The 25,514-nt window shown below is 60.3% G+C and carries 33 protein-coding genes and 2 tRNA genes; 9 read left to right on the top strand and 26 right to left on the bottom strand.

Annotated elements, in window-relative coordinates; all coding sequences use genetic code 11:
- The first annotated feature begins 1 nt into the window (after position 1).
- Positions 2-448 carry a GtrA family protein gene (locus HMPREF3147_RS02880; protein ID WP_070444356.1) on the top strand — a complete coding sequence of 149 codons (447 nt, stop codon included), beginning with the start codon at positions 2-4 and terminating at the stop codon, positions 446-448.
- Here HMPREF3147_RS02880 and HMPREF3147_RS02875 read toward each other — a convergent pair.
- From HMPREF3147_RS02875 to HMPREF3147_RS02865, 3 genes are all read right to left on the bottom strand, one after another.
- A complete protein-coding gene (locus HMPREF3147_RS02875; RefSeq protein WP_070444354.1) occupies positions 445-1,350 on the bottom strand; it encodes a galactofuranosyltransferase GlfT1 in 906 nt (301 codons plus the stop codon). The two genes, HMPREF3147_RS02880 and HMPREF3147_RS02875, sit on opposite strands and share 4 nt — an antisense overlap.
- Positions 1,351-1,410: 60 nt before the next feature.
- Complete coding sequence (locus HMPREF3147_RS02870; protein ID WP_070444352.1) at positions 1,411-1,860, bottom strand: hypothetical protein; 450 nt, start codon at positions 1,858-1,860, stop codon at positions 1,411-1,413.
- Between the two features lie 148 nt (positions 1,861-2,008).
- A complete protein-coding gene (locus HMPREF3147_RS02865) occupies positions 2,009-2,407 on the bottom strand; it encodes a hypothetical protein (protein ID WP_070444350.1) in 399 nt (132 codons plus the stop codon).
- 187 nt (positions 2,408-2,594) lie between these two features.
- On the opposite strand from HMPREF3147_RS02865, the gene HMPREF3147_RS02860 reads away from it, so the two are divergent.
- Both HMPREF3147_RS02860 and HMPREF3147_RS02855 read left to right on the top strand, forming a co-directional pair.
- The gene (locus tag HMPREF3147_RS02860) at positions 2,595-3,200 is read left to right on the top strand and encodes a GNAT family N-acetyltransferase (protein ID WP_070444348.1); all 606 of its coding nucleotides are present in this window, start codon (positions 2,595-2,597) and stop codon (positions 3,198-3,200) included.
- A gap of 63 nt (positions 3,201-3,263) precedes the next feature.
- Positions 3,264-4,154: a Fic family protein gene (locus HMPREF3147_RS02855; protein ID WP_070444346.1), complete on the top strand. Its 891-nt coding sequence runs from the start codon at positions 3,264-3,266 to the stop codon at positions 4,152-4,154.
- Here the strand turns inward: HMPREF3147_RS02855 and HMPREF3147_RS02850 are convergent.
- Together HMPREF3147_RS02850 and HMPREF3147_RS02845 are read right to left on the bottom strand one after the other, a co-directional pair.
- The gene (locus tag HMPREF3147_RS02850; protein ID WP_070444344.1) at positions 4,151-4,948 is read right to left on the bottom strand and encodes a galactan export ABC transporter ATP-binding subunit Wzt/RfbE; all 798 of its coding nucleotides are present in this window, start codon (positions 4,946-4,948) and stop codon (positions 4,151-4,153) included. The genes HMPREF3147_RS02855 and HMPREF3147_RS02850 overlap by 4 nt on opposite strands.
- A 12-nt stretch (positions 4,949-4,960) precedes the next feature.
- Positions 4,961-5,812: a galactan export ABC transporter permease subunit Wzm/RfbD gene (locus tag HMPREF3147_RS02845; RefSeq protein WP_070444741.1), complete on the bottom strand. Its 852-nt coding sequence runs from the start codon at positions 5,810-5,812 to the stop codon at positions 4,961-4,963.
- Between the two features lie 195 nt (positions 5,813-6,007).
- On the opposite strand from HMPREF3147_RS02845, the gene HMPREF3147_RS02840 reads away from it, so the two are divergent.
- Entirely contained in the window at positions 6,008-7,219 is a 1,212-nt protein-coding gene (locus HMPREF3147_RS02840) for an aminotransferase class V-fold PLP-dependent enzyme (protein ID WP_070444342.1), read from the top strand.
- On the opposite strand, the gene HMPREF3147_RS02835 is transcribed toward HMPREF3147_RS02840, so the two are convergent.
- Both HMPREF3147_RS02835 and HMPREF3147_RS02830 read right to left on the bottom strand, forming a co-directional pair.
- The gene (locus tag HMPREF3147_RS02835) at positions 7,216-8,172 is read right to left on the bottom strand and encodes an NAD(P)H-quinone oxidoreductase (protein ID WP_070444340.1); all 957 of its coding nucleotides are present in this window, start codon (positions 8,170-8,172) and stop codon (positions 7,216-7,218) included. The two genes, HMPREF3147_RS02840 and HMPREF3147_RS02835, sit on opposite strands and share 4 nt — an antisense overlap.
- A gap of 15 nt (positions 8,173-8,187) precedes the next feature.
- On the bottom strand, positions 8,188-9,084 hold the full coding sequence (locus HMPREF3147_RS02830; protein WP_070444338.1) for an NAD(P)/FAD-dependent oxidoreductase: 897 nt from the start codon (positions 9,082-9,084) through the stop codon (positions 8,188-8,190).
- A 146-nt stretch (positions 9,085-9,230) separates the two neighbouring features.
- Here HMPREF3147_RS02830 and HMPREF3147_RS02825 point away from each other — a divergent pair.
- Together HMPREF3147_RS02825 and HMPREF3147_RS12830 are read left to right on the top strand one after the other, a co-directional pair.
- Positions 9,231-9,318 (top strand) — tRNA-Ser (locus HMPREF3147_RS02825).
- 349 nt (positions 9,319-9,667) lie between these two features.
- Positions 9,668-9,811, top strand: coding sequence for a type II toxin-antitoxin system Phd/YefM family antitoxin (locus HMPREF3147_RS12830; protein ID WP_168160898.1), 144 nt, complete (start codon positions 9,668-9,670; stop codon positions 9,809-9,811).
- A gap of 79 nt (positions 9,812-9,890) precedes the next feature.
- On the opposite strand, the gene HMPREF3147_RS02815 is transcribed toward HMPREF3147_RS12830, so the two are convergent.
- From HMPREF3147_RS02815 to HMPREF3147_RS02775, 10 genes are all read right to left on the bottom strand, one after another.
- Entirely contained in the window at positions 9,891-10,160 is a 270-nt protein-coding gene (locus tag HMPREF3147_RS02815) for a type II toxin-antitoxin system RelE family toxin (protein WP_070444336.1), read from the bottom strand.
- A 9-nt stretch (positions 10,161-10,169) separates the two neighbouring features.
- The gene (locus HMPREF3147_RS12485; RefSeq protein ID WP_083276415.1) at positions 10,170-10,415 is read right to left on the bottom strand and encodes a prevent-host-death family protein; all 246 of its coding nucleotides are present in this window, start codon (positions 10,413-10,415) and stop codon (positions 10,170-10,172) included.
- Between the two features lie 66 nt (positions 10,416-10,481).
- The gene (locus HMPREF3147_RS02810; RefSeq protein ID WP_070444334.1) at positions 10,482-11,237 is read right to left on the bottom strand and encodes an NAD-dependent deacylase; all 756 of its coding nucleotides are present in this window, start codon (positions 11,235-11,237) and stop codon (positions 10,482-10,484) included.
- A gap of 4 nt (positions 11,238-11,241) precedes the next feature.
- Positions 11,242-11,973, bottom strand: a complete 732-nt coding sequence (locus HMPREF3147_RS02805) for a DUF1648 domain-containing protein (protein ID WP_070444332.1) — start codon at positions 11,971-11,973, stop codon at positions 11,242-11,244.
- A 443-nt stretch (positions 11,974-12,416) separates the two neighbouring features.
- Positions 12,417-13,499, bottom strand: a complete 1,083-nt coding sequence (locus HMPREF3147_RS02800; protein ID WP_246815709.1) for a ThiF family adenylyltransferase — start codon at positions 13,497-13,499, stop codon at positions 12,417-12,419.
- A gap of 21 nt (positions 13,500-13,520) precedes the next feature.
- Positions 13,521-13,736 (bottom strand): hypothetical protein, encoded by a 216-nt coding sequence (locus tag HMPREF3147_RS02795; RefSeq protein ID WP_070444330.1) that lies wholly within the window; start codon positions 13,734-13,736, stop codon positions 13,521-13,523.
- Between the two features lie 66 nt (positions 13,737-13,802).
- Positions 13,803-14,804 carry a hypothetical protein gene (locus HMPREF3147_RS12700; protein ID WP_141740707.1) on the bottom strand — a complete coding sequence of 334 codons (1,002 nt, stop codon included), beginning with the start codon at positions 14,802-14,804 and terminating at the stop codon, positions 13,803-13,805.
- 216 nt (positions 14,805-15,020) lie between these two features.
- Positions 15,021-15,440 (bottom strand): molybdenum cofactor biosynthesis protein MoaE, encoded by a 420-nt coding sequence (locus HMPREF3147_RS02785; protein ID WP_070444325.1) that lies wholly within the window; start codon positions 15,438-15,440, stop codon positions 15,021-15,023.
- Positions 15,430-15,900: a MogA/MoaB family molybdenum cofactor biosynthesis protein gene (locus tag HMPREF3147_RS02780; RefSeq protein ID WP_070444323.1), complete on the bottom strand. Its 471-nt coding sequence runs from the start codon at positions 15,898-15,900 to the stop codon at positions 15,430-15,432. Before HMPREF3147_RS02780 ends, HMPREF3147_RS02785 begins: the two co-directional genes overlap by 11 nt.
- Complete coding sequence (locus HMPREF3147_RS02775; RefSeq protein WP_070444321.1) at positions 15,897-17,048, bottom strand: molybdopterin molybdotransferase MoeA; 1,152 nt, start codon at positions 17,046-17,048, stop codon at positions 15,897-15,899. The genes HMPREF3147_RS02780 and HMPREF3147_RS02775 overlap by 4 nt, the downstream gene beginning before the upstream one ends.
- 40 nt (positions 17,049-17,088) lie before the next feature.
- On the opposite strand from HMPREF3147_RS02775, the gene HMPREF3147_RS02770 reads away from it, so the two are divergent.
- A complete protein-coding gene (locus tag HMPREF3147_RS02770) occupies positions 17,089-17,343 on the top strand; it encodes a MoaD/ThiS family protein (protein ID WP_070444738.1) in 255 nt (84 codons plus the stop codon).
- On the opposite strand, the gene HMPREF3147_RS02765 is transcribed toward HMPREF3147_RS02770, so the two are convergent.
- Genes HMPREF3147_RS02765 through HMPREF3147_RS02750 form a run of 4 tightly spaced genes read right to left on the bottom strand, consistent with a single transcriptional unit; the run spans position 17,340 to position 21,886 of the window.
- The gene (locus tag HMPREF3147_RS02765; protein ID WP_070444319.1) at positions 17,340-17,711 is read right to left on the bottom strand and encodes a phage holin family protein; all 372 of its coding nucleotides are present in this window, start codon (positions 17,709-17,711) and stop codon (positions 17,340-17,342) included. The two genes, HMPREF3147_RS02770 and HMPREF3147_RS02765, sit on opposite strands and share 4 nt — an antisense overlap.
- 21 nt (positions 17,712-17,732) lie before the next feature.
- Positions 17,733-18,791: a histidinol-phosphate transaminase gene (hisC, locus tag HMPREF3147_RS02760; protein ID WP_070444317.1), complete on the bottom strand. Its 1,059-nt coding sequence runs from the start codon at positions 18,789-18,791 to the stop codon at positions 17,733-17,735.
- 10 nt (positions 18,792-18,801) lie between these two features.
- A complete protein-coding gene (locus tag HMPREF3147_RS02755; RefSeq protein ID WP_070444315.1) occupies positions 18,802-20,475 on the bottom strand; it encodes an alpha-keto acid decarboxylase family protein in 1,674 nt (557 codons plus the stop codon).
- A gap of 13 nt (positions 20,476-20,488) precedes the next feature.
- Complete coding sequence (locus HMPREF3147_RS02750) at positions 20,489-21,886, bottom strand: amino acid permease (RefSeq protein ID WP_083276426.1); 1,398 nt, start codon at positions 21,884-21,886, stop codon at positions 20,489-20,491.
- 113 nt (positions 21,887-21,999) lie between these two features.
- Here HMPREF3147_RS02750 and HMPREF3147_RS02745 point away from each other — a divergent pair, with 113 nt between their 5' ends.
- Positions 22,000-23,154 (top strand): PucR family transcriptional regulator, encoded by a 1,155-nt coding sequence (locus HMPREF3147_RS02745; RefSeq protein ID WP_070444313.1) that lies wholly within the window; start codon positions 22,000-22,002, stop codon positions 23,152-23,154.
- A gap of 45 nt (positions 23,155-23,199) precedes the next feature.
- Positions 23,200-23,288, top strand: a tRNA-Ser gene (locus tag HMPREF3147_RS02740).
- Between the two features lie 60 nt (positions 23,289-23,348).
- On the opposite strand, the gene HMPREF3147_RS12480 is transcribed toward HMPREF3147_RS02740, so the two are convergent.
- From HMPREF3147_RS12480 to HMPREF3147_RS02720, 5 genes are all read right to left on the bottom strand, one after another.
- Entirely contained in the window at positions 23,349-23,777 is a 429-nt protein-coding gene (locus HMPREF3147_RS12480; RefSeq protein ID WP_083276414.1) for a TA system VapC family ribonuclease toxin, read from the bottom strand.
- A complete protein-coding gene (locus tag HMPREF3147_RS02735; protein WP_246815708.1) occupies positions 23,764-23,931 on the bottom strand; it encodes a hypothetical protein in 168 nt (55 codons plus the stop codon). Before HMPREF3147_RS02735 ends, HMPREF3147_RS12480 begins: the two co-directional genes overlap by 14 nt.
- Positions 23,932-24,094: 163 nt before the next feature.
- The gene (locus tag HMPREF3147_RS02730; protein WP_070444309.1) at positions 24,095-24,457 is read right to left on the bottom strand and encodes a DoxX family protein; all 363 of its coding nucleotides are present in this window, start codon (positions 24,455-24,457) and stop codon (positions 24,095-24,097) included.
- Entirely contained in the window at positions 24,454-25,029 is a 576-nt protein-coding gene (locus tag HMPREF3147_RS02725) for a TetR/AcrR family transcriptional regulator (protein WP_070444307.1), read from the bottom strand. Before HMPREF3147_RS02725 ends, HMPREF3147_RS02730 begins: the two co-directional genes overlap by 4 nt.
- A 61-nt stretch (positions 25,030-25,090) precedes the next feature.
- Complete coding sequence (locus HMPREF3147_RS02720; protein WP_070444305.1) at positions 25,091-25,480, bottom strand: NUDIX hydrolase; 390 nt, start codon at positions 25,478-25,480, stop codon at positions 25,091-25,093.
- Between the last annotated feature and the right edge of the window lie 34 nt (positions 25,481-25,514).

Below are 25,514 nucleotides of genomic sequence, written 5' to 3'. Positions count from 1 at the left end.
TATGACCGAACGCCTCTCACGGTCGAATTCCCTGCAGGCGCAGGGCACGAAATTTGCGATCACGGGGGCCATTGCCGCGCTTATCGACGTCTCTCTGACCTGGCTTTTTCAAATTGGTTTAGCGTTATTCGGCGAAGTAGCCTCGCGGACCGTCGGTTTTGCCGTCGGTACTTTGGTGGCTTACTTGTTGAATCGACGGTGGACCTTCAACGCGCGGGCCTCGAAGCGCCGCTTTGTTGCGGTCTTTGCCACCTACGCCATGACCTATGCGATCAACATTTTGTTGTATCGCTGGGCCTTTCCCTTCTTTGACCACACGCTGGACTGGCCTTCGTCCTGGGCACTGGCGGTGGCTTTCGTCATTGCCCAGGGCACGGCAACGCTGATTAATTTCTTTGTGCAGCGGTGGCTGATTTTCCGCAGCACGCGCAAGTCCTTTGAGTTTTAGGGCCGGCGGAAGTCTTCTTTGCGTCCGCGGTTGTGCAGGCGCAGCCATTCCATGAATCCCTTGACGTCATGCTGCTGGACTAGGAAGAACCAGCCGAAACGTGCGAATTCCTGTGGTAGCAACTTGCGCATGCCGCGCTGCCACAGAAGGTAGCCGCGGTTGCGGTAGGTAAAGAAGCGCTTGAACTCGCCTTCCGGGTATTGCGTGTGCATTTTTCCGCCGAGGATGGGCTTGAACTCATCGGAGCCATCCGGATGCAGGTAGCTGGTGGTCAGCGCAGTGCCGAAGTTTAAACCCGAGTTGACCAGGCGGCGGTGATATTCCACCTCATCACCACGGATGAACAGGCGGTAGTCTGGGACGCCGATGATCTCCATGGCCTCGGCGGAGATGAGTGCGCCGTTGAAGAGGGAGGCAATGCCGGGCAGAAAGTCACCCTCCAGCTCGCTCATGTAGCGCCGCCACACCAGGCCCTGGCGCAGTGGGAAAGCCAGCTTGGCAGGCTCATCGATATTGCACACGGCGGGGGAGACTTCGTGGAGTGCGTTGTTTTCCGCAACTCGGTAGAGCTCCTCTAGCACGTGGTGGTCGGCGGGGCGGCCATCATCATCCGCGCACCACACCGCGTCCGCGCCGAGGGCCAACGCCGTCAGGAAGCCCAACGCGAAGCCTCCCGCACCGCCAAGGTTGGTTTCAGAAGGCACGTAGACGCCGCGCTCGCCGGCCAGTTCGTGGAGGAGCTCCTCTACTGCTGCCTCCGCACCGTTATCCACCACGATCACCCACTGCACTGGGTGCGTTTGGTTCACCACCTGCTCAAGGGAGGCGCGCAGCAGCTCCACGCGCTGGTGGGTGACGATCACAGCGGCCGTCGTACCGGCCTGGGACAAGGTGGCAGTCATGGGTTCTATTGTGCCACCCGCCTGTGGCGCTCAGGTGCGTGACATGGAGGTGGCAAAGGTTTAGGCGTTGAAGCCCGGAACCTTGATGAATCCGGAGTTCACAGCGTTGACCACTCCAGCAATGAGGCCGAGCACAATCGCGGCGATGGAGGTGCCAACGAGGATCTCAGCGGTGGTGCCCACCGGGTATTCCTTGGCGGTGTCATTTTTCAGGGAAGACATGGCAACATCCTTGGCGGAGCCGGCAGTCTCTAGGCCTTCCTTGATTTCTTCAGGGGTGCTGCTGCCTTCCTTGCTGCTGATAGCCTCAGCGCCCTTCTCGATGCCGTAATCCACGGAGGAGGCGAAGCCATCGCCACCGACGGCTTCCTTGAGTCCTTGCGTAAAGATGTAGCCAAGGACCTCGGCCTCGGAGACCTCAGAAGAACCCTTATCAGCGGCGGTAGCCGGGGCGATGGACAGGGACAGTGCGGTAGCGGCAGCAACGGCAGCGGCGGTGAAACGCTTCATGGAGGTTCTCCTTGGAAGAAAGGTAGAGAAAGTGAAGAGGTAGTGAAAGTGTAGAAAGTGCCCATGCAAAAGTAGGCGATAGCGAAAAGCTCCAGCCCTCAAAGGACTGGAGCTAGAAGTTCAAAGCTAAAAGCTTGATACGTTCAGATTAGAACGGAAGGGAAACGCCCGGGATGAGGCCGTTCTGAACTGCGGTGTAAGCAGCGCCGAGGACGGCAGCGGCGATGCCAACGCCCCAGAGGATGTCAGCGGTGGTGCCCAGAGCGTAGCCGTTCTTGGCGTCGTTCTCCCAAGAAGACTTGTTGAAGTCAACATGAGCCTTAGCAGAGCCGCGAGCTGCGTCAGAGTCCATATCCTTGATGGCATCCGAGCTGATCTTGGCAGATCCCTCGTGGGGTTCGGAGACGCCGTTTACGCCTGCGACGATGCCAGCGCCGACGAGGGTGCCGAGGTCTTCCCAATCGCCTTCGGTCTGTGCAGAGGCAACACCAGTGGACAGGGACAGTGCGGTAGCAGCGGCTACAACGCCAGCGGCGAAACGCTTCATGATAGGGCTCCTTAGGGTTAAGAGAGAACAGTGCCTGTGATTCAGGCTCGCGACGATTTTAACTTGAAAGGATCTGAGAAAAGAAGCAAATAGAAAAAGTTTCTTTCGTGATTCACCCATACAGGGGGTATGCATATTTCCAGTGCATGAGACTAAAGGTGAGTTCTACGCAAAGTACAGTTATCTCATGACCGTGAGAAGCGTTGAAGAAATGTGGGCTCCTTTTCGGGTTTCCATCCACGTGGGTGAGCTGAGTCTGCGGGTGCTGCGCGATAGTGACATCGCCGCCATTCATGGGGTTAGCGCCGCTGAGATTTTCGGCGAGCCGCTTCCGGAGTACACGTTCCCGTGGTTGAAGCAGAAGCCTGATCCGAGTTTCCGGTGGGCGCATCGCGCACAGATGTCCCCGGAAGAATGGTCGCTCGACTTCGGCGTACATCTTGATGGTGAAGTCATTGGCTCAGTGGATCTGCGGGCCAAGAGCTTTGCTGACAATGGTGAGGTGGAAACGGGGTCGTGGATTTACCACCGCCTTCAGGGCCGCGGGATGGGTACGCAGGTTCGTCACGCCGCTGCGGTCTTCTGTTTTGATTACCTGGGCGCACGCCGGTTGCGCTCGGAGTGGGAGCCGGGGAACGCGGCTTCCCAGGCTGTATCGCGCAAGCTGGGCTACACCATCGAAGGCAACAAGGCCGTGTTGCGCAAGGAGGATTACCAGCCGGGGCCTGAAGTAGCTGTGGCCGGGATGAGTGAGGAACTGCGCGCGATGTTGGGAGCCAACTTCGCAGTTTGAGGAATAAATCGTGAAAATGGGAGAGTTTCCACTCAATTTCACGGAAACTTGTAGAATGTTGGCATGCTTAACGCGCGGTCCGCCTCAAAAATCGACGCTCTTCTTGATCAGTATGCGGCGTTGCGGGAGGACGCCCCCGAGGCCGTCGCGGAGATAGCACGCGCAGAAGTGGCGGAGTCGGTGTATAACTCGAACGCCATTGAGAATTCCACGCTGACTTTGGAGGAGACCGAGAACATCTTGGCGGGGTTTACCGCTAGGCCGCACGATTTACGAGAAGTTTTTGAAGCCAAAAACCTGGCGGACGTGACTGAGGAACTTATTCGGGGCGTCGGTAAGCTCGATGCAAACCTCATTCTGCGACTGCATCGTATGTTGCTTCGCGGCATCAATGACGACTGGGCGGGGCGCTTTCGTCGAAGGGGGGAGTGGGTTCGCGTGGGCGCTCATATGGGAGCCAACCCTGAATACGTGGACAGGCTGGTGGACACAGCCATTGCCGAATACTACGAGGACACTAACTTCTTTGTTGACCGAATCGCGCGGTTCCACGCGGAATTTGAAACCATCCATCCTTTTTCAGACGGCAATGGGCGCATCGGGCGCGTCATTATCAATCAACAACTCTTAGAGCTAGGGGCGCCGCCCATCATCATTCCGAACAAGGGAAAAGAGCGCCACTACTACCCAGTGTTCCGTGGCTACCCGGTGAGTGGGGACTTTTCTGCATTGAGCACACTTATCGCGCGGCAACTCGTCGAGTCCTTGCACAAGCGCATCACGCTGCTGACCGCGCCGAGGGTAATTCGCCTGTCGGAATGGGCAAAGGTTAACGGTGTCTCTGGGTCCGTCGCCGCCAATAAGGCGGCGCGGGGTACCATTCCGGCCTTCCGACAGCGTGGAACGTGGATGATTGACGCGCAATATGTCAACGAGGCAGGTAGCAGGGGCTAAACGTTCTCCTCGTTATCGAAGCGCTTACGCAGATCCCGCACGTACTGGCCCACCTCAGGGCCTTCGTACTCGCCGACGACGTCGGAGACCTCGCCCACCGAGCGGATCTGGCCGTGGTCGATCCATAGGGCGGTATCGCACAGCTGGGCCAGGAAGTCATTGGAGTGGGAAGCAAAGACCAGGATGCCGGAGCGCTTCACCAGGTCCTGAAGGCGGACGCGGGCCTTGGCCATGAAAGCAGCGTCGACGGCGCCGATGCCTTCGTCGAGAAGCAGGATCTCTGGCTCAATGGAGGTCACCACGCCCAGCGCTAGGCGCACGCGCATACCAGTGGAGTAGGTGCGCAGCGGCATGGAGAGGTAATCACCCAGCTCAGAGAACTCCGCGATCTCATCCATCTTGGCCTTCATCTGCTTGATGGTCTGGCCCAAGAAGAGGCCGCGGATGATGATGTTGTCGTAGCCGGAGACCTCTGGGTCCATGCCCACGCCGAGGTCGAAGACGGGGGCGACGCGCCCACGGACGTCGGCAGCACCGCGCGTGGGTTCGTAGATGCCGGAGAGCAGGCGCAGCAGAGTGGTTTTGCCCGCGCCGTTGTGGCCGACGAGGCCCACCCGGTCACCTTCGCGCAGGTGGAGGTTGATGTCTTTGAGCGCTTCCACCATGACCACGTTCTGGTCATTCTTGCCAATGGAGCCACCGGCCGTGGAGAGCATCGCCTTCTTGAGAGAACGGGACTTGGCATCAAAGATGGGAAAGTCCACGCAAGCGTTATACGTATCAATGGAAACCATGGACGATCCTTTCTAGACCCAGTAGGAGACGCGGAAGCGCCACTGGCGCATGGCCAGGCCGGCGATGAGCAGGCCGGCGACGGTACAGCCGATGACGATGAGCCAGTGATAACCGGCGACGGGCTCACCAATCATGGGGGCGCGGATGATCTCCATGTAGTGATAGAGCGGGTTGATCTCAGCGATGCGCGCGCGGCTGGCCACGGCACCTCCCTGCTCCTTCAGGGTGTTGGTCATCCACACGATCGGCGTGACGTAGAAAAGCAGCTGGGTCAGAGCCTCCAGCAGCGGGGCAACGTCACGGAAGCGGGTGGCGATGATGCCGAAGAACATGGCTACCCACACGCCGTTAACCAGGAAGAGTCCTAGCGCCGGGATGAACAGGAAGAACTCCCAGCCCAAGTGGCGCGGGAAGATAAGAATGAGCAGCAGCCAGATGATGAGGTTGTGGCCCAAGAAGAGGGTTTGCCGCCAGACTAGGCGGTAGACGTGCACCGACAGTGGTGCGGGCAGCTGTTTGATCAGGCCCTCGTTGTCGATGAAGACCGTCGAGCCTTCCTTAATGGCGCCCGAAATGAAGTTCCACATAATCAAGCCCACGGTCACGTGGGGCAGGAATTCTGCAACCGGGATCTGGAAGAGCATGGAATACAGCAGGCCCAGGGCCGCGGCCATCACGCCGGTTGCGATGGTGATCCAGAAAGGACCCAGCACCGAACGGCGGTAGCGCTGCTTGATGTCTTGGATGCCCAGCTTGAACCACAGCTCGCGCTGGCGCGCGCCTTGCAACAGATCGGCGAAAGCCGCCGACATGGTCATGGAACGCGAGGCCGGCTCCTCGCCGGGTGCAGGCGCGGAGGTCATGCGGGCGACGTCGTCACGCAGGTTTTTCTTGTCTTGCACGTCCTTCACCCTAGCGCGCACCTCCGCCAAACACCTACACACACGCCCTTAACCTGGGAAAACACGAGCGAGCTGGGAAAATCGAGGGTTAGGAAAGATTTACGTGGGGCGTATAGAGTAGGGAGTCGATCGGACGATTCGAGGAAGGGTTGAAGCATGACGGAACAGTATGACGTCGCCAGCGTGCGAGGTCTTTACACTGGTCTGTCCGATGGTTGGACCTACCTGAACGCGCACGCCGCGTCGCAGATTGCAGAACGCGTGGCCTCTGGCGTTGCCCGTTCTTTCCGTATGTCCGCCACGGTGAAACCGCTGGAGGATGCCGTGGGCGCGCACTCGGCGCACCACGACCCCGGAGAGCTCCACGCGGCGGACATGTATGCTTCCGCGCGCCGGGCAGTGGCGGATCTCACGGGGGCGACGGCGGAACGGGTCATCCTGGGCCCGTCGCTGCCGGTGCTGTATCAGGCTTTGGGCGTTGCACTGCGCCCGCTGTTGCGCCGACAGTCTTCGGTGGTGCTCTCCCGTTTTGATTCTCCGGAGTTTACGAGCGCGTTCGCACACCTGGGTACTGATATTCGGTGGGCGCAGCCGGATTTAGGAACTGGCGAGCTTCCGGCATTCCAATACGCTGATCTGGTGGATGGCTCTACGCGTTTTGTCGCCTTTTCTGCCGCCCACGAGCTGCTGGGCACTGTAACACCGGCCGCGGAGATTATTGATTCGGTCCATGAGCGTTCGCGCGCATGGGCGCTTGTCGACGTCTCCTCGATCGCCCCCTACCGTCTCCTCGACTTTGATGCGATTGGGGCGGATATCCTCGGCGTGGATGTGGGTGCTCTCGGTGGTCCGCAGATGGCGGCGCTGGTCTTCCGCGATACTGCGATGTTCCGTCGCCTCGATGAGCTTGTCGTTGGCCCGGTTTCCGCGGGCTTGGCGGGTGGCGTTGGCCCCCTAGTGGATCATGTGGCGGAACTCGCCGGCGGGGAGCGCGGTTCGCGCCGCGTGCGCCTGACGCGTTCGATGCAAGCTCTCTCCGGCTATATGGAGGATCTCACCGGGGATCTCTACAGCCTGTTGGGCACGCTACCGGCCGTTCACATCCTGGGTGTGACGGGTGAGGCGGCTGCCGACGCCTCCGATGACCGCCTCCCGCGCCTCACCTTCGCCGTGCGCGATGTTCCGGCGGATGTGATCCACCGCCGGCTCTTCGACAATGGCCTAGTTACTACCATCGCTCCGCACACCCCGCTGCTCACGGAGATGGGAGTGGAGGAGGTCGGCGGTGCCGTCACGGTTTCGCTGAGTCCGTTTAGCACGTACCACGATGTGGAGCACCTCACCCGCGTGGTCGCGTCTTTGGCTTAGACCTCGAGGACGAGCTTGCCCGTGACCTCGCCGGAGTCGAGGGCTTTGTGGGCTTCGGCGGCGCGGGCAAGCGCATACGTCGCGTGCAGGTGGTGCTTGACGCTGCCGTCTTCCAACCAAGGCCAGACATTTTTGACGGTGTCCGCAACGATGGCGGCCTTGCCCTCCAGCGAGCGGGAGCGCAGCGTGGTGCCCTGCAGGGTCAGGCGCTTGTTGAGAAGAATACCCATGTTGAGCTCGGCCTTCGTGCCACCCTGCATTCCGATGGTGACCATGTGGCCGCCCTTAGCCAGCGCGATGAGGTTCTTCTTGAGGTACTTCGCGCCCATGATGTCGAGGATGACATCGCACTGGTTCTTCAGTTCCTCGGCGAAGTCCTGTTCGTTGTAGTTGATGAGGATGTCCGCGCCGAGTTCCTTGCAGGTCTCGAGTTTTTCGTCCGAGCCAGCCGTCACCGCGACGGTGGCGCCGAGGTTTTTCGCCACCTGGATGGCGAAGGTGCCGATACCGCCCGCGCCGCCGTGGATGAGGATGGTTTGGCCCTTGTTTAGTTTCGCCTCCATAGCGATGTTGGACCATACGGTGCAGGCCACTTCGATAACGGAGGCAGCTTCGGCAAAGGAGTAGCCGCTGGGGATGGGCAGCAGCTGGCCCTTGGGTACGGCGACGTATTCGGCATAGCCGCCGCCGGCGAGCAGCGCGCCGACCTTGGAGCCCAGCTCGACGTCGGTGGTGCCTGCGTCGACGACTTCACCGGCGACTTCGAGGCCGATAATCTCCGAAGCGCCCGGCGGCGGCGGGTAGTGCCCGCGGGCCTGGAGCAGGTCGGCGCGGTTTACGCCGGCGGCTTTGACTTTAACGAGGACTTCTCCGGCAGCTAGTTCTGGTGTGGCGACATCCCCCAACTCCAGCGAGTGCGGGTCGTCCAGATTGGTCTGAATGATGGCTTTCATGCCACACCACCGTACTTAAATCCAATCATCCTCGACGAGGAAGGCGTTGACCGCGATGGCTGCGGCGTTGGCTTCGCCCATCGCTACCGCGACCTGTGCCGGTGGGTTGACTACGTTGCCCACCGCCCAGATACGCGGGTGGCTGGTGGCACCGGCGAGGCCCGTTTTGATCAGGCTGCCGCCCATGCCCGACGGCGGACTGTGGCGCTCAAGGTTGAGGTCAGCGAGAAACTCATCGTGCGGGTGAGGGACAGGCATGTAGAACAGTGCATCGACGGCATGGGTTGTGCTCCCAACCAGGACTTTTCCGTCCTGGAAGGCGGTGACGGGGCCGTCGACAAGCGCAATGCCCCGCCGGGTCAGGTCAGCGCGCTGTTCCTCGGTGAGCTTCATGCCGTTGGTGAAGAAGGTGATGTCCTTGGACCACTGGCGCAGGAGCGCTGCATGGTGCAGGGAGAACTCGCCGATGCAGAGAACACCGAGTTTCTTGTCGGCGACCTCGAACCCGTGGCAGTAAGGGCAGTGGAGGACTGTATCTGCCCAGTTTTCTTCGAGTCCCGGGATGTTTGGATGTACGTCGTCCACACCGCTGGCGACGATGATGGAGCGGGCCGCGACGGTATCTCCATTACTCAATGTGGCGGTGAGTGTTCGGTCATTATCGGTGACGGAATCCACGGTGGTGTTGACGATCTGTACGCCGTAGTTGCGCAGCTGCTCCTTACCGCGCTCCTGGAACTCGAGTGGTGGTGTGCCCTCGAGGGCGATGACACCATGGATTTCGTGGGCGAAGCGATTGCGGGGAGTGGTGGAATCAACAACGAGGACACTGCGGCGGGCGCGGACCATGACCAGTGCTGCCTGAAGGCCGGCCGCGCCACTGCCGATGATGAGGGTATCGACTGTCTGCATAGGCCCGAGTAAACCAGAGCAAGGTATATGCGGCAATGGCTTTCAGTAGGTTGCGCTTTGCACAACGTGATGAGCCGAATTCTTCTCCCGCGGCGGAGTCTAGTACTCTGAATGTGTTGCGCGCGGTGCATGCTGACGCGTGACGAGGAGGCGTGGCAGAGCGGCCGAATGCACTGGTCTTGAAAACCAGCGTGGGGAAACTCACCGCGGGTTCAAATCCCGCCGCCTCCGCCAATTGTTTTGGGGGTCATTTGTAGCGGCTTTGCTTCTGTCCCATGCGGCTGTAACGAAGCTCAGAACGCATCCTGCCAGTAGGAATCCGCTAATTTGCAGGTGGGTGGCCGAGTTTCCGCCGCCGCCAGCCACGACGAGGAAAATCGAAAATGCAATCGCGACAAGGCAGTGGATGACCAACCGGCTATGCGCTCCAAGGTGGCATTGCGGCCAAGCTTTCTCGATAGCCCAGCTCACTGCTGCGAGAATGACATAAAAGACGATTCCCGCTAAGGCTCCTGGAACTAGGTAGAGCATGGATTCATCTCCTCTCGGGGGGAATAATGGTTGTGGTAAGGAAGGCGGTTTCGTGATGTCAGAGGATAACTATTCGGCGTGGGTAGAGAGTGATTATCTTTTCGGCTCCCCAGTCAATGCTCGCCGGCTATTGGAGTCTTACGAGCAAGTGCTAGACGGAAAGGCTAAGGAGCACGACATCGATCTAGCTGTGTAAGAACTATCTTCCGATCGAAGTGGAGTATTCACCTTCTGGCAGGGTGGAACCGGTTTTGTTTATCTGAGAGGAATTTTACCTATTTCCGGTAAACATCTCGTCGGTGAGCAATGCGCAGGACGAGCACCACGAGTTTTCCGTCTAAGATTTCATAAACTACGCGATAGTGTCCGACTCGAATTCTGTACAGGTCGTCTGAGGCTCTTAGCTTCTTTACTCCATCAGGGCGAGGGGTAACGGCCAAGTCTTCGATTGCAGCAAGTAGTCGCCTCTGTGTCGGCCTGTCGAGCTTGCGTAGCTCCTTGGCTGCGGATGCCTTATAGGTGATGTGATAAGTGGAGTCAGCCATAGAAGGCGATTAGGTGAGTCCGAGTTCTTTTTTGAGGTCTTCGTGTGAAATCTCTACGGCTTCTCCTCGGGCAATCTCTGCGGTCTGAACATCCTCACGATCTTCTAGTGCTTCGACTGCGCGGGCGAAAAATGAAGGAGAGACGACAAAAGCGCGAATCCGGCTTCCACGACTAGTGATGGCGACGGGTGTGTGCTGTGCCTCTTCAAGAACTTGGCTTTGGGATTGGCGGAATTGGCTGGATGCCACTGACATCGTTTTCATACTGCAAATGTACATCTTGTACATTTCGGTGGGCAAGGGCCGCGGGGTTTCTGGTTGCTACTCGTCTTTGCCATCGATCCGCCCCGCCAAGATGCGAGGCAGCGCCTCCGCTGCGGTGGCGGTGACCACGACGTCGGCAAGCGGCGAGAGGTCCGTGGGCTGCGGGGTGACTTCCACGATGGGGATGCCGCGCGCGTGGGCAATCTGCGGCAGGCCGGCGGCGGGATAGACCACGCCGGAGGTGCCCACGATGAGTAGCGCGTCCGCGGTGGACATGCGGCGTTCGGCCTCGGCCCATTCGTCGTTGGGCAAAGCCTCACCGAACCACACCACGCCTGGGCGTACGAGCCCGCCGCACACGGGGCACTCGGGTGGAGTGATGCTCTCGACCGGTTCCTTCGGCAGCGCAATGTCCTCGTCGTACGGTGTATCGCAGTCGGTGCAGCGGAAGGCGAATAGGGAGCCGTGTAGGTGGACCACGTCCTGGCTTCCGGCGCGCTCGTGCAGGTTATCGATATTTTGCGTGGTCACCGTCATGCCGCGTGCGGCAGCAATCGCGCGGTGCCCGGCGTTGGGTTCGGCCCGCTGCGCCAGCTGGGCGCGCCACAGGTACCAGGCGAACATGGGCTTTGGTTCATTACGCCATGCGCTTATCGACGCCATCGCGACCGGATCCACGTTCTCCCAGATGCCCGTCTGCGCATCGCGGTATGTGGCGATGCCGCTATCCGCACTCATACCCGCGCCGGTGAACACCTCAACGTGGGTGGCATCAGAAAGAATCGAGTGTGCGCGCTCAAACAGGTGCTCCATGCATCTAGAGTACGTCGATGAGCACGCAGAATGCTATGGATACGAGAAGGGCAATGCCCATGCGCCACAGGTAGCGCCGTCCCGGTTCGTGGGCGGTGTTGATCTGCAGCTTCGAAGGATTCGTGGAAAAGACTGCCATGCACATCGGGTCTTTAGGTTCTTTGTAGACTCCCATGCCACCGGCAAAGCGGAGTGCTTCGTTGCGAACCTGTTCATCATCGTCGGTTGGTATGGCTTTCACGGCCTTCGCAGATGTCAGCGTCAATCGGACGCCTTGAATCATGATGAACAGGGTGAAGGCTATCCACGCGGCCACGAGGAGAAAGCCCGAGAAGGGGATGTCCGGTACAACCGTGCAGACCGCGGTGAGGCTCACGCAGGTCGTCATGGAGAGGACTGTCTGAGCGATGAACGTGGCGGTCTTTTCAGCGAGCAGCTCCGCGCGCTGTGCGGTGACCTCGGAGAAAGGAAGCGCTGACTCCGCCGGAACCCGTGTTGTCTTTCGCGCCAGCGAGACCGGTGGCACGCACAGCGGCAGCGCAATGGCGAATACAACGCCAATCCACACCAAAGCGGTGGCGTTGAAGAAAGACTTGGGTTCGAAGCGGTCCGGGTTGCCCGAGCCATCGAAGTGGACCGGGATGGGATCAGGCACCGAATCCCAGCGCAGCAGCATGTACACCAGCGTGAGAGCACATACGATAGCGGTGGCGACGTAATACTGGCGGCTTCTCATGGCAGTGAGCTTACAAGGTGACCGGCTGTTGACTGCGAAGAAGCAATCACTCCCGTACATGGTTCCAGTCATAAGGTTCGCTTGGGGGCAAGTAAACCATCTGCGACTAGGTAGATGGTTCGCTTGGGTGCAAACAAACCATCTGATTAGAACCATGTGAGGGGAACCCCTTTGTGGGGCAAGTAGTGCTAACTCTTTGGGGGCTGATTGGTTGATGAAGGCGGGACAACGATGGTCCCTTCATATTGGTCTCTTTACTTTGGTCCTTTCACTGAGCAAAAGGACCATCTGGGCCCAGGGAGCTGGCTGTAAAAGGTCCCTTTGCAGTGAGTAGGGACCAGAGTATGAGGACCAAACTACAGGGACCATGTGGCCAGGGTGATGTCGTGAAGGTGGAGCTGCCGGTTACGGGGGTAGAAAACCTCACAGCGAGCGGCGTGAAGCTAGTTGGTCACGCCCTGCTCTGCTTTTAGGTCATCGAGAGAGATGGTCTCCAGATCGCCTCGGTGGGCGGCGTCGGCTTCGGCCTCGAGCTCGGAGATGTGCTCTTGCCAGGCATCGATGCCGCCGCGCAGAGAGTAGACGTTGCTGAAGCCACGGGCGCGCAGGGCCTCGACTGCTTGGGAGGAGCGCAGGCCGCTGGCGCAGTAGAGGACGGCGAGGTCGGCGGGGTCGATGGGCGGGTTGTGTCCGGCGAGGATGTCATCGAGCGGAAGGTGCTGCGAGCCCGGGATAAGGGAGGCGGCGCGCTCGGGGGCGGTGCGGACGTCGATAAGCGTGGCGTCCTCTGGGATCTCGCGGACGTCGGTGGGGTTGTCGGGGCGCGCCGGGGTGGCGCCGTTCGCGCGCACGGGGATGTATTCCCAGGTCCCGACGAGGGAATCGTAGTAGCCAAGCGTACCGATGAGCGGGGTGCCGATGCCGGTGAGGAGCTTAAGCGCCTCCACGGCTAGGGCGGAGCCGGCCACGCCGACGACCGGGCCCATCACGCCGGCCTGTGAGCAGGAGGGTACCTGCGGGTCGGTGGGGAAGAGGTCCTCGTAGACCGGGCCGTGGCCGGAGTGGAAGACGGTGAGCTGCGCGTCGTATCCCAGCAGCGATGCCCACACGTGCGGAATGCCCAGCTCATGGGCGGCCCAGGAGGCCAGGTGGCGGGAGTAGAAGTTATCGGTGCCGTCGATGATGAGGTCAGCGCCGCGCAGTTGCTCCAAGGCGGTATCGGGTGTGAGGCGTGAGAACTGCTCGACGGTGCACTCTGGGTTGAGGGCGTTCAAGGCCGCGGCGGCGGATTCGGTTTTGGGCTGGCCTACGGTTGCTGTGCTGTGGATGACTTGGCGGTGCAGGTTGGAGAGGGAGACGGTGTCGTCGTCGAAAAGCAGGATGCGCCCCACGCCTGCGCCTGCCAGGTAGAGAAGGGCAGGCGAGCCCAAGCCACCGGCGCCGATGACGGCGACGGTTGAAGCGTGAAGCCGTTGCTGAGTGGAGGTTCCCCAGAGGGCTTCCTGACGTGCGTAGCGTGAACTCATTCTGAAGTGCTCCGAGTTTTCCTAGACTTTTGCCTTGATTTCTATTGTTTCCTGCAGTGGATTCTGATTAAAGAATTCGGTTTCAATCCCGGTTGGTGTCGATATTCTAAGCTCTGGCGGAATCGTGCTTCGTCCTACCTCGACGCTCACTCGAACGTCATGCACGCCCTTGATGGCCACCAGTGTGTTGACCTTGATGACGAGTTCATCTTTGTCAGAAATGTCGGCTAGGCGCATCAGCCAGGCAGTGGACTTGCGATTTCCATGCGAGGTAAAGAGCAGAAAATAAAGCTCTTCTAGGCATTATTCCGTCCGTTTATCGAAAGGGTAAATAGACATCGGAATTGTGTATGCACCTTTTGCAGTACCACCTTGCATAAGCTGGCTAAGCTTCGCGATATGCGCGCCATCCTTATCCGCAGCTGGGTCTTTGAATGTAAAAGAATGTACGCGAAGTTCCTCAGCACCTTCAATCGGCTGAGTCACGATATATAGATTTCCGCCGTCGATAGTTGCAGATACAGGACGGCGATCTGCGCCGATTAGCGGTTCAGTTTCTTTAACTTCCTGACGCTCGAGATCAAGTGCCACGATCGTTCCTCGACTCGTAAAGTACGACACGCTTCCTTCTTCGTAGCGAGAGGACCTATTTACGCCTGGTATCGGCAGCCTTTCGATATTTCCTTCGTGTTTTAAAGTTGGTTTTTCATTCGAGGTACCAACCGAGACAACATACGCACCACCAGTATCGTCAGGAAAAGAAATATATGATTTTTCTTTCCCGCACCCAAGAGCAGAGAAGTATTCGGATGCGACTGTTCCGGCAGGTATATCAAGGCGAGATTCAGACAACAACCCGTCGACTCCCATACGCACAAGCGTTAAACCGCTTCCGTCATCTTCATCACGTTCTATCCAGACAGCTTTTTCATCAGTACAAGCCCTTAACGCGACTGGTCTCCTATCGCGAGTTACCGTGCTTGTAGTTTCCTTAGTTGCGAGCACTATGCGGCTCGCATACGGACTATCACTCGTGCTTTCGTTAAAAACAAACACTGCTGCTTTATTGTCCACAGAACCAGCAGAAGCCGTTTGAGTTGGTAGACCTAAACCTGCGAGTGGTTTCTCAGATTGTTTGCGAAAATCTGAATCAAAGACAACCAATTGATCCTTATCTGGAGCCACATATCCTTCACCGAGCCTCTCCATCGAAGGGTTATACACCGATGCAAGTTCAGCGAGAGAGTCCACCTCATCAGTGCTCGTTCCAAAAACATAATTGTGATTATTTACGGAAGGAGTCACAGAGACAGCCCTAGCGATCCCGCCCCATTCCCAAGTGGCAAAAGATTTCGATGTCTGTGAACGCTCTTGCGCGCACGAAGAAACGACAAGTGCACAGACGCCTAGAGCGCAAACCGCTAGGAGTTTTCGAAGTAGTGCTATGAGCATTGCGCTTTCACTTTCTGGATCTAAGCCCATTTCCCGTCCGTACCGAATTCCGACAGTGCATACAACTGTTTATTCCAGGCCTACCCACGTGGTGGTGTCATCGGTATGCAGCTGTTCCTTCCAGATGGGGACCTCCGCCTTGACGCGGTCGGCGCAGATAGAGGCCGCTTCGAAGGCGTCCTTGCGGTGCGCGGAGGCGGCGGCAACGATGAAGGCGGATTCGCCAATTTCTAGTGGGCCAGTACGGTGGGCGCACCAGAGGCGCACGGTGGGGAAGGCAGCAGCGACTTCAGCGGCCACGCGCTCGATTTCCTGCTGGGCTGAGGGATGCGCGGTGTAGGTCAGGAGTTTGACACCCCGGCCGGAGTCGTGGTTGCGCACGATGCCGTCGAATAAAACGACAGCACCCGTTTCAGCGGTGGCGATGTCGGGGGCGGAGATGGGCTCAGCGCTGATGTGGGCGCCGAGTAGGCCGAAGCTAGTGCTCATTGATGCCTTCCAGCTGGTTGATGATGTGGTGAAGAACTGGTTCGAGGACCGCACAGCCGTCTTTGGCAGCGCCCGTCGAGCCGGGCAGGGCCATGGCGAAAGTGGACCCGGTGACTCCGGCAACCGTACGCGAGAGTGCCGCGGTGGGAATGGCGGTCGAGTGCGCGTAGAAGGCGTGGGCCAGGCCGGGTAAGTCCCGCTCAAGGTGTGGGGTGAGCGCCTCGACAGTCTGGTCATCCGGACTGATGCCCGTGCCGCCGGAGGTGAGGATGACGGAGGGGGCATCGGCGAAGGCGGTGGCCAAGGCGGCGTCGATGTCGGCGTCCGCGACAACGAGGGGCTGCGGGGTATCGAAGCCCTGCTCACGCAGGAAGTTCACCAAGATGGGGCCGGAGCGGTCCTCGTACTCGCCGGCGGCGGCGCGGGTTGAGGCAACAATAACGAGTGCGCGGTGGGTCATGAGAGTGGGAATACCTCCACGAGGTCGCCGGCTGAAAGCTGCGTGTTAGCCGGGATACGGATGAGGGCGTTAGCGCCGATGGCCTGGGACATTAGGTGGGAGCTGGTGCCGCCGAGGAAGGAGGCGTGGGCTGTGCCATCGGAAATACTGATAGTTCCACGGCGGAACTGCTCGCGGTTGTTGAGTCCGTCTGCGGATTCAACAAGGTGCGCGCGAACCGGCTCTGAGGCATGGCCAAGGACGGGTGCCAAATAGAGGCGGAAGCTCACCAGCGTGGAGATGGGGTTGCCGGGAAAGCAGACTACGGGGACGTCGCCAAGGCGGGACAGGCCCTGCGGGCCACCCGGCTGTTGCGCCACGTGGCCGAACCAGCCGTCTTCTTCGAAGATTTGGCGGATGACCTCGAATTTTCCATGGGAGATGCCACCGGAGGTGACGATGACATCGGGGCGGTGGGTAATGACTGCTTCGGCGAGGTCCGCGCGCAGGGCAGAAGGATCGTCGTTCGTGCGCACGAAGCCAGCCACGTCGATGCCATACTGCCTGGCCAAAGCTGCGAGCATTGGCGCATTGGAATCGGGGATGGTGGCCTCACCTTCGCCACCTATTTCAGCGCCACCGGTACAGATGAGGATGCGGGCGGGCGCGACGGTGAGGACCTCGGTCAGGCCCTGGGAGGCGAGGGTGGCGATGGAGGGGGCGTCGAGAAGCGCGTGCTCGTTGATGAGCGTTGTGCCTGCCTTGACGTCGGAGCCCGCGCGGCGGATGAACTGCTCAGGGGCTGCCGGCACCGTGACCGTGGCGCCTTCCTCCGGGAAGCGTGGGGGCTCGCAGTGCTCGACGGGGACGATGGTGACGGTGCCCTCGGGGATTTTCGCGCCGGTCATGATGGGCAGGGCGGTGCCTTGCTCGAGCGAGCCCGGGGGATCCCCCGCCGCGATAGTGCGGCCGACGGTGAAGGTGCCGCCGTCACATGTGGGAAGCGCATAGCCGTCCATCTGTGAATTATCGAAAGGCGGCAGGTTGTGTTCGGCGCGGTACGTCGCGGCGGCGCGGCGTCCGAAGGCGCTGTTCAGGGGAGTGGACACCACCCGGGGCTGCGGAAGGGCCGCGCGAACGGCGGCGAGGTGTTCCTCATAGGTGCGCATCAGGTTCCTTCCTGTCACGGAGGCTGGCATAGTGGCAGCCATGGTTGACATACACTACTTTGCCGCAGCTCGCGCCGCCGCGGGGCGCGCGCAGGACACAGCGCAGGCAGCGACGCTGGGGGAGTTGCTGGACGTGTTGCGTGCTCAGCATACCGGCAGCACCGAGGCCGGAATGAGCTTTGCGGAGGTGCTGGAGCGCTGCACCTTCCTGGTGGATGGCGCGAGCGCTACCGAGGACGCCGTGCTTGCCGACGCCTCCCGCGTCGACGTCCTCCCGCCTTTCGCTGGGGGTTAGTGTCGAGTTCGCAGCGGGCTGGTGAAGAAGTTCACCACGCCGGAAACGATCGCGAGAACAATCGCGCCGATGATGGCGGCGCCCCAGCCGTCGATGACGAGTGAATCCATCAGCGCGCTGACGAGGAGCAGGACCGCGCCGTTAATGACGAGCGCGAACAGGCCCAGTGTCAGGCAGGTCAGCGGGGCGCCGAGAAAGCGGAGCACCGGGGTGACGACCTCATTGACGATGATGAAGACCGCCGCGATGAGCAGGAAATTCTGGGTGGTCGCAGGAACGATGTCGATTCCGGGGACAATCGCCACCACGGCCCAGAAGGCCACCGCCACGGCAATGACGTTGAGTGCAAAATTGATAAATGTCTTCACAACTGCACTCTAACGCGGAAACTACTCCTCTGCAGCGAAGGCAGCGTCCCACGCCTTAAGCAGCACGTCGGTTTCCTCAGCTGTGGTCACGGTGACGCGCACGCCCTCGGGAAAGGCGCGGACGAGAACGTCATTGTCGGCAAGCTGTGCCGCGACGTCCTGCGGGGAGCCCAGCTTCGCAATGGAGTCGGCGGCGAACCAGATGTGGTTGGCCTGGGATTCCGGCACGCCAAAGTCCGCGAAGTGCTTGACCAGGCGGTCGCGCTGCTCCACGGTCTCGTCGGTGCGCTCACGCAGTTCCTTCTGGGCGGACAGCGAGGCCACAGCGCCAGCTTGTGCCACCGAGTTCACGGAGAACGGGATGGCCACCTTGCTTAGCGCCTCGATGATCTCGGCGTTGCCGAAGGCATAGCCTAAACGGATGCCGGCCAGGCCATAGGCCTTGGAGAAGGTGCGCAGGCCAATGACGTTGTCGTGAGTGTGGACATAGTCGGTGGCCAGCGGGACGGCGTCGTTGCGGTTGTACTCGATGTAGGCCTCATCGAGCGCCACGATGACGTCCTTCGGGACCTTGGCCAGGAAGGCGTCGAGCTCCTCCTTGGTGATGATGGAGCCGGTGGGGTTATTCGGGTTGCACACGAAGATCAGGCGGGTCTTGTCCGTGATGGCAGCCGCCATGGCCTCCAAGTCCACGCGGTGATCCGCGGTGAGCGGGACCTTGACCGGGGTAGCGCCCACGACCTGCGCGAAGATGGGATAAGCCTCGAAGGAGCGCCAGGGGAAGACAATCTCATCACCGGGCACCGAGGTGATCTGCACCAGCTGCTGGCAGATGGCGGAGGAACCCGCGCCGCAGGTGACCTGCTCCGGGGTGACACCAAGGTTTTCGGCGAGCGCCTTGCGGATTTCCACCGCACCCATATCCGGGTAGCGGTTGACGTGCGCGGCTGCAGTTTCCATGGCCTTGAGCGCGCCGGGCAGCGGCTCTTGAGTTGCCTCATTGGAGGAGAGCTTCAAGGCGTGCTCGGCGTTCTTTCCGGGAACGTAGGCGGGCAGGGAGGAAAGGTCTGGTCGAATCATGTTCTCCACCTTAGGCGTTGCGGGGCCCACGAGGCCCGAAGTCGAAGTCAGCGGTCTGCGGCCCGAAGGCCTGAAGGCCCTTCGGCGCGTCGAAAGCATCAAGACGCACCTCGAGGAAGGCGCCGCGCTCTGGGTGAGCAGCGATGTCGTCTAGGGCCTTCGCCAGCTCGCCTTCGGTTGAGGCCACGTAGGACTCCATCGTGGTGTCCTTCTTGAAGGCCTTCGGCAGAGCCGTGTAATCCCACATCTGGATCTCGTTGTATTCGCGTTCCATGCCCAGGATGTAGCGCTCGATGGTGTAGCCATCGTTGTTCACCAACACGATGATGGGCTTCAAGTCCTGACGCAGGATAGTGGACAGCTCCTGGGCGGTGAGCTGGAAGGAGCCATCACCGATGAAGAGAACATGGCGGCGCTCCGGGTTGGCCAGCTGTGAGCCCAGCACGCAGGGCAGGGTAAAGCCGATGGAGCCCCAAATGGTGGAGTTAATGTACTGCACGCCCTCGGGCATGCGCTGCTGGCCCAAGCCAATGTTGGAGGTGCCGGCTTCGGCGATGACCACGTCATCGTCCTGGATGAAGCCGAGCATCTGCGGCCAGATGCGCTCCTGGGTCAGCGGGGCATCCGGGTTCGGCTCGAAGGGCTCGGGTTCGAAGGCCGCGCTTGGCGACGCCTCGGCTTCCTGGATGCGGTCGAGGAGGACGTCGAGAAGCTCCAGCGTATTGATGCCCACGAAGAACTCGCCGTCGGCGTTGAGGTGCTGGTCGCCGAAGTTATAGACGCGGGCATCGGCCAGGTTGTGGGTGAAGGAGCCGGAGTTGACCTCGATGAAGCGCGGGTTCGTGGTGACCAGGAAGTCGGATTTTTCGATGCGTTCCTGCACGCCTGGTGCGGAGGCCGCACCGTTATAGGTGCCGATGAACAGCGGGTGGCGCTCAGACAGGATGGCCTTGCCGGAGGAAAGCTGGGAGTAAGGCAGCTGGGCCTTGTCGATGATGGCGCGGAGCTTCTCCGTGAAACCGTGGCGGTTGGTGTCCTGATCGATGAGGATGATCGGGTCTTTGGCCTTCGCCAAGTGCTCCAGCACGTAGTCCGCGGCAGCGTTCAGGCGCTCCGGATCGGAGGGGGCGAGTTCGGTGGAGAAAGGCTCGTCGGGGACCTCGATGGTCAGGTGCGTGATATCGGAAGGAATCTGGATGTGCACCGGGCGCTTCTCGCGCAGGCAGGTGTGCAGGGCGCGGTCGAATTCCTCGACCACGTTCATGGGGGACACGCGCGTGGCCACTTCGGTGAAGGGCGCGAAGGAATCGAGCATGTTGGCAAAGTCGCCGTCGGCAAGCGAGTGGTGCAGGTTCCAGCGGAATTCGGTCGCATACTGCGGCGGCGCGCCTGCCAACGACACCAGCGGGACGTGCTCGGCACGTGCGCCCGCAATGCCGTTGAGCGCGGAAAGCTCGCCCACGCCATAGGTGGTGAGCAGGCAGCCCACGCCGCGTTGGCGGGCGTAGCCGTCAGCGGCATAGGCGGCGTTGAGCTCGTTGCAGGCGCCGACGAAGCGGATGCCCTCGGAGGCCTCGATCTGCTCGAGGAAGCTCAGGTTGAAATCACCGGGCACGCCGATGATTTCAGTAATACCGATGGCCTTGAGGCGGTCCAGGATGAAATCACCAATGGTGGTCTGCATGAGAGGGTCCTTTCTATGTGTTTCGTGCGTCGTGGCGCTTCTTCCCCAGCCAGATGAGTGCCAAGGTCACAATCCAACAGGGTAGGACAATGGCACCGGTGCGGTAGTCCGGCAGCATGAACATCAAAGCGATGACGAGGGCGAAGAAGGCCAAGCACAGGTAGTTAGCGATGGGGTAGAGGGGCGCGCGGAAAGCAGCATCCGGGCAGCGTTTGCGGAAGTTCAGGTGTGCTACGGCGATGGCGGACCAGGAGATGAGCTCCGCGCCAACGATGATGGCGAGGAGAACAATCAGGATCTTGCCCTCGAAGAGGAAATTAAGCAGCACGGCAGAACCCATGAGCAGGGAGTTGAAGAGCAGGGCGCGAACCGGCACGCCCTTAGCGCTGACGGAGTTGAAGAAGGGCGGAGCTTGGCCGCCGCGGGAGAGATCCCGCAACATGCGCGCGCCGGAGAAGGTCATGGTGTTGAACACGGAGACGGCGGCGACGAGCACGATGAGGTTGAGGCCCGTGGCGGCAGCCGTGATACCTAGGGTGCTCAGCGCGCGTACGAAGGGTGAGGTGGAAGTATCGAGTTCGTTCCACGGAGCGAGCAGCACGATGATGCCGATGCCGCCGACGTAGAAAATGAGGATGCGCCAGATCACGTTGTTGATGGCCTTGGGCAGGCTTTTAGCGGGATCCTGCGCCTCGCCCGCGGCGGTACCGATGGAGATGATGCCGCCGAAGGAGAAAATAACAGCGACGAGGGAAAAGAGCACACCGGAGGCACCGTTGGGGAAGAAACCGCCGTGCTCGGTGATATTGCTTAAGCCCAGGGCCGGCTCCGGGGTGAGGCCAAAGATGATGGCCGCGCCGACGACGATCATGAGGATGAGCGCGGCAACCTTGATGAGCGAAAGCCAGAATTCTGCCTCGGCGAAGGCGCCGACGTGCACCAGGTTGATGGCGGTGACGATGACGAGAGCGACGAGAGCGGTGAGCCAGTGCGGGATGCCGGGGAACCAGAAATCCATGATGGTGCCAGCGGCGGTAAGCTCCACCATGCCGACAACGATGGTGGTAAACCACCAGTTCCAACCAGTGACAAAGCCGGCGATGGGGCCGATGTATTCGCGGGCGTAGGCGCTAAAAGAGCCGGCGACGGGGTGCTCCACGGCCATCTCACCGAGCATGCGCATGATGAGGAAGATGATGAAACCGCCGATGGCATAGGCGGCGATAACACCTGGACCGGCCTCCTGGATGGAGGCGCCCGAGCCTAAGAAGAGGCCCGTGCCGATGCACGAGCCAAAAGCGATCATCTGCAGATGGCGCGACTTCATGCCGCGCTGCAGGCCGTCGTCTGTACTGGCGTTGTCGCTGGCGACAACGTCCTGTGTTCTGACGGAATTGTTGGTTGTGGTCATGTAGACGCCCTTCATGAACGTATATCTGTGACGTGAGTCATTGAACTGTAGGAGATTATTGCGCACCACAGTTTTGTTTGTCACTAGACAATATTCGGAAGTATCTTTGACATATGTCAAAAGTGACACCCCCGCAGCTGACGAGCATTCAGGATATCGTCGACGAATGCGCCCAGATCCTGCAGCGCTCCGTCGAGGTGACTACCCCCGCCATCGCGGTGATTGCCGCCAGTGCCCAGATTGGTGCCATCGATAAGAACCGTGCGGCCTCTATTCTTAACCGCACCCCGCCCCCAGAGCCGATCCCGTGGATGTTGAGCTTCGGTATTCAAGAGGCTGTGTTGCCGGTGCGCCTGCCCGCCAACCCGCGCTATGACATGCTGCCCCGCGTGGTCATCCCCTTGCGCCACGAGGATCGGCTCGTGGGCTACCTCTGGATTATTGATGAGCCCGCGCTGGGTGATGCCCCCTTGGTCCGCCTGGATTCGTTGCTTGCGCCCCTGGCCAGGCTTATCGACGAACGCGATGCGCCCCTCGCCGCCCGCGCCCAACAGCTCGGTGAGCTGGCCCGCGAGGTGCTTACCGGTGATCCTGCCGCGCTGGCCGGGGCGCGTGAGCGCGATCTTTTGCCCTCTGATGGCGAGCTGACCGTGCATCGCGTGCTGGTGGAAGGCGATCAGCGCGCGGTGGCCGTGGAACTTGCCCGCCCGCTGGTGCGCCGGCCCTTCTTGGTCGCGGACTCTCATGATTCCCTCGTGCTTGTCGAGTGCCGTCGCGATGACAAGGACACCGAGGCCCTTATGGAGGAGCTACAGAGTGCGTCGCTCGTCGCCGGCGCCGAGGTAGTGGCCCGCGGCTCGGCGCCGACGGCCCCGCAGGCGCGACTGATGGCGGACGTGGCCAAACTCTGCGGCCAGGACTCGCTGCGCTGGGAGGAGGCGGGCGCGTGGCGCCTGCTGCGCGGATGGGAGCTGACCTCAGCAACGGTGGCGGAGATGAGCCCGGATGCCGCGGTGCTTCTCGACGACCCCCGCAACTCCTACTGGCACACCCTGCTGACCTATTTTGAGCATTCCCGCAATGTCTCTGCTACCGCTAATGCGCTCTACATCCACCGCGCTACACTGCACTACCGCCTAGACCGCGTGCGTGAGATTCTCGGGCCCGGCGTGCTCGATGATGGCTGGCGTTGCGCGGCTCTTTACGTTGCCCTCAAGCTGCATGCGGCGCTTCAGGGAAAGAATAGGGAAGCCCCATTTTGTCCATAGGGGAAGCGCTCAGGTAGAGTGATGGACGATTCATTGCGAATCGCTGGAGACGTGCCAGAGCGGCCGAATGGGGCTCCCTGCTAAGGAGTTGACTTACTTGCGTAGGTCCGGAGGTTCAAATCCTCTCGTCTCCGCAAACTACAGAACCCGAGTCATCGTTTCACCGGTGGCTCGGGTTCTGCGTTTTGTTGTTGTCATTCTGGAAGCGGGTGCCAGCGCAGATCTCGGTAGCGGGCAAAGCCCTGATCTTGGCTCAGTAGGGTTGCTTCTTCTTCTATTACGGCCGCAGCTATCCAGGCATCGGGGATGTCGCTGGCTTTAAGTTTGTGCAAGCGCGCCAATTCAGTGAAGGTTGTCCAGGTTCCTGGGCTGGAGCTTAAAAGGGTGCCGTTTGGGGCTTCTAAAATGGTATTGAGTGCAGTCAGCGCTTGCTGGGCGGTAAGTGGTTTGTGAAAAAGCTTGTGGTTCGTCATGACTCGAAGAAAGCCCGTTGCCACAACATCCAGGAGTCCAATTGTTTCATGTCGATTTAGAGCACTACTTAACCATTGTTGAGCGGGTTTATGTTGCGGTGCAGCGGAGTGGAAGGCATAAACGAGAATGTTGACATCAGGAATGATCATCGAGCACCGCCCACACAGCTTCTTTGTCGCTGAGATCAACTAGAGCCGGTCCGCCGCAATCGAAGGAGGGCAGGTTAACGGGGGTGTCTTCGGTACTGATGTGGGATTCCTTCTTGAGGGCAGCGCGGACCGCCTCTTCGACGTATGAGCTCAAAGTGACATTGTTGGCTTTGGCTTGGACCTTCGTTTCTTCAAGGAGTTTCGGGGGGAGGTTTATAGTGGTACGCATACCTTTAGGGTAGAAAGCATCAAGTCATCAATCAAGAGGTGAAATGATGTATCTGCCTTCAGGAAGCCGTGAAGGGTTGACTGGTGTCTTAATTCAGTGCGAGCGTCAGGGTGAGCACGCCGATTGAGAGCGCGAGCATGCCTAAGCAGTTAATCCAGAATGCGCTACCGAGGAAGTGGGCGTGGGCATGGGCTGCTGCGGCCGCGCAGAAATAGGCGATGACGCCAACCATGGCTGCGATTCCTACGCCGGGGAACCAGAGGCCGGCAATGAGTCCTGCGGCGGCGAGGCACTTGATGACAATGAGCGCCCACCACCAGTCCTTGGGGAGTTTGACGCCGCTGAGGCAGGCTTCGATGAAGGGGACTGGTTTGAGGGAGAGGGCGGCGTCGCCAAGCAGAATGGCTGCTAGTAGTAGGGAGGGCCAAGCGGGGGAGGATTCTAGGATCATTGGGTTACTCCGAATGCGGTGTTGAGGCGTTCGATCGATGAGGCGGCTTGGGATGTGAGGTGCTCGGTGTCGTAGATTCCGGCGGCCCAGCCAATGAGTAAGCCGAGGTAGACGTTGTACAGCAGGTTGGAGTACTCGGCCGCATCGTCGCTGTTGAGTCTGGAGCCAAGGCGCAGGGCGATTTCATCGGTTAGGAGCGCTTTGAGCGCGGTGAGTGCCTTACCTTGGTTGCCTTGTTGGATGAGCGCCGCGCCGAACGCGCGGGAGAGTTCATCGTGGCCGGTGAACATCTGCAGGAATGGTTCGAGGACGTCGAGGAGGCTATCGGATTGTCCCCGGATGTCGTCGTGGAGTTCTGAAATGCGTTGGCCAATGGTGTGGATGAGCAGCGTTTGTTTGTCGCCGACTCCCATGACGGTTCCCACGCTGACGCCAGCTTCGGATGCGATAGTCCGGATGCTGGTGGTGGCGTAGCCCTGAGTGAGGAAGAGGTCATAGGCGGTGGCTAGGACCTTGCTGTCGGTGCCAGCTTTGGCGGCCGAGCGTGATGAGTGAACGTGTTCAGTGAACATGTTCAAAGAGTAGCGCTTGACAGTTTCAGGGTCAATGGCGTCAGAGTGTTGGTGATTGCAACTAGGTCAGCGCGGGGAAGACGCGGTCACGCAACAGGTGCGCAAGCTCGCGGTCGGGGGCCGCTGGGTTGACCCAGGCGGTGTCGCCGATTTCGGCGGCCGCATGGGGTTCGTCGGCGGTGACCGTGCGGGTGCAGGTGAAGATGGTGCCGACGACGACCTCGCCTGGTTCGTTGGCGGCGGGGGCGTCGAAGGTGCCGAGTTCGTTGAGGCTCTCGGCGTCGAGGGTGAGGCCTACTTCTTCGGCGACCTCGCGCAGGGCGGCGTCGACAAGCGCTTCGCCCGCCTCAGGCTTGCCGCCGGGCAGCTGGTATTTGCTGGAGGACTTCTTGCGCACGGTAAGCACGTGGCCTTGCGGGTCGCGGATGACGACGGCTGCGACTTCAATCATGGCCGCCGATTGTAGTGGGTAGTGAAAGTGCTAG

The organism is Corynebacterium sp. HMSC05D03, from assembly GCF_001807205.1.
In the GTDB taxonomy this organism is placed as follows: Bacteria; Actinomycetota; Actinomycetes; order Mycobacteriales; family Mycobacteriaceae; genus Corynebacterium; species Corynebacterium aurimucosum.
This window is presented reverse-complemented; position numbering and strand designations above follow the sequence as displayed.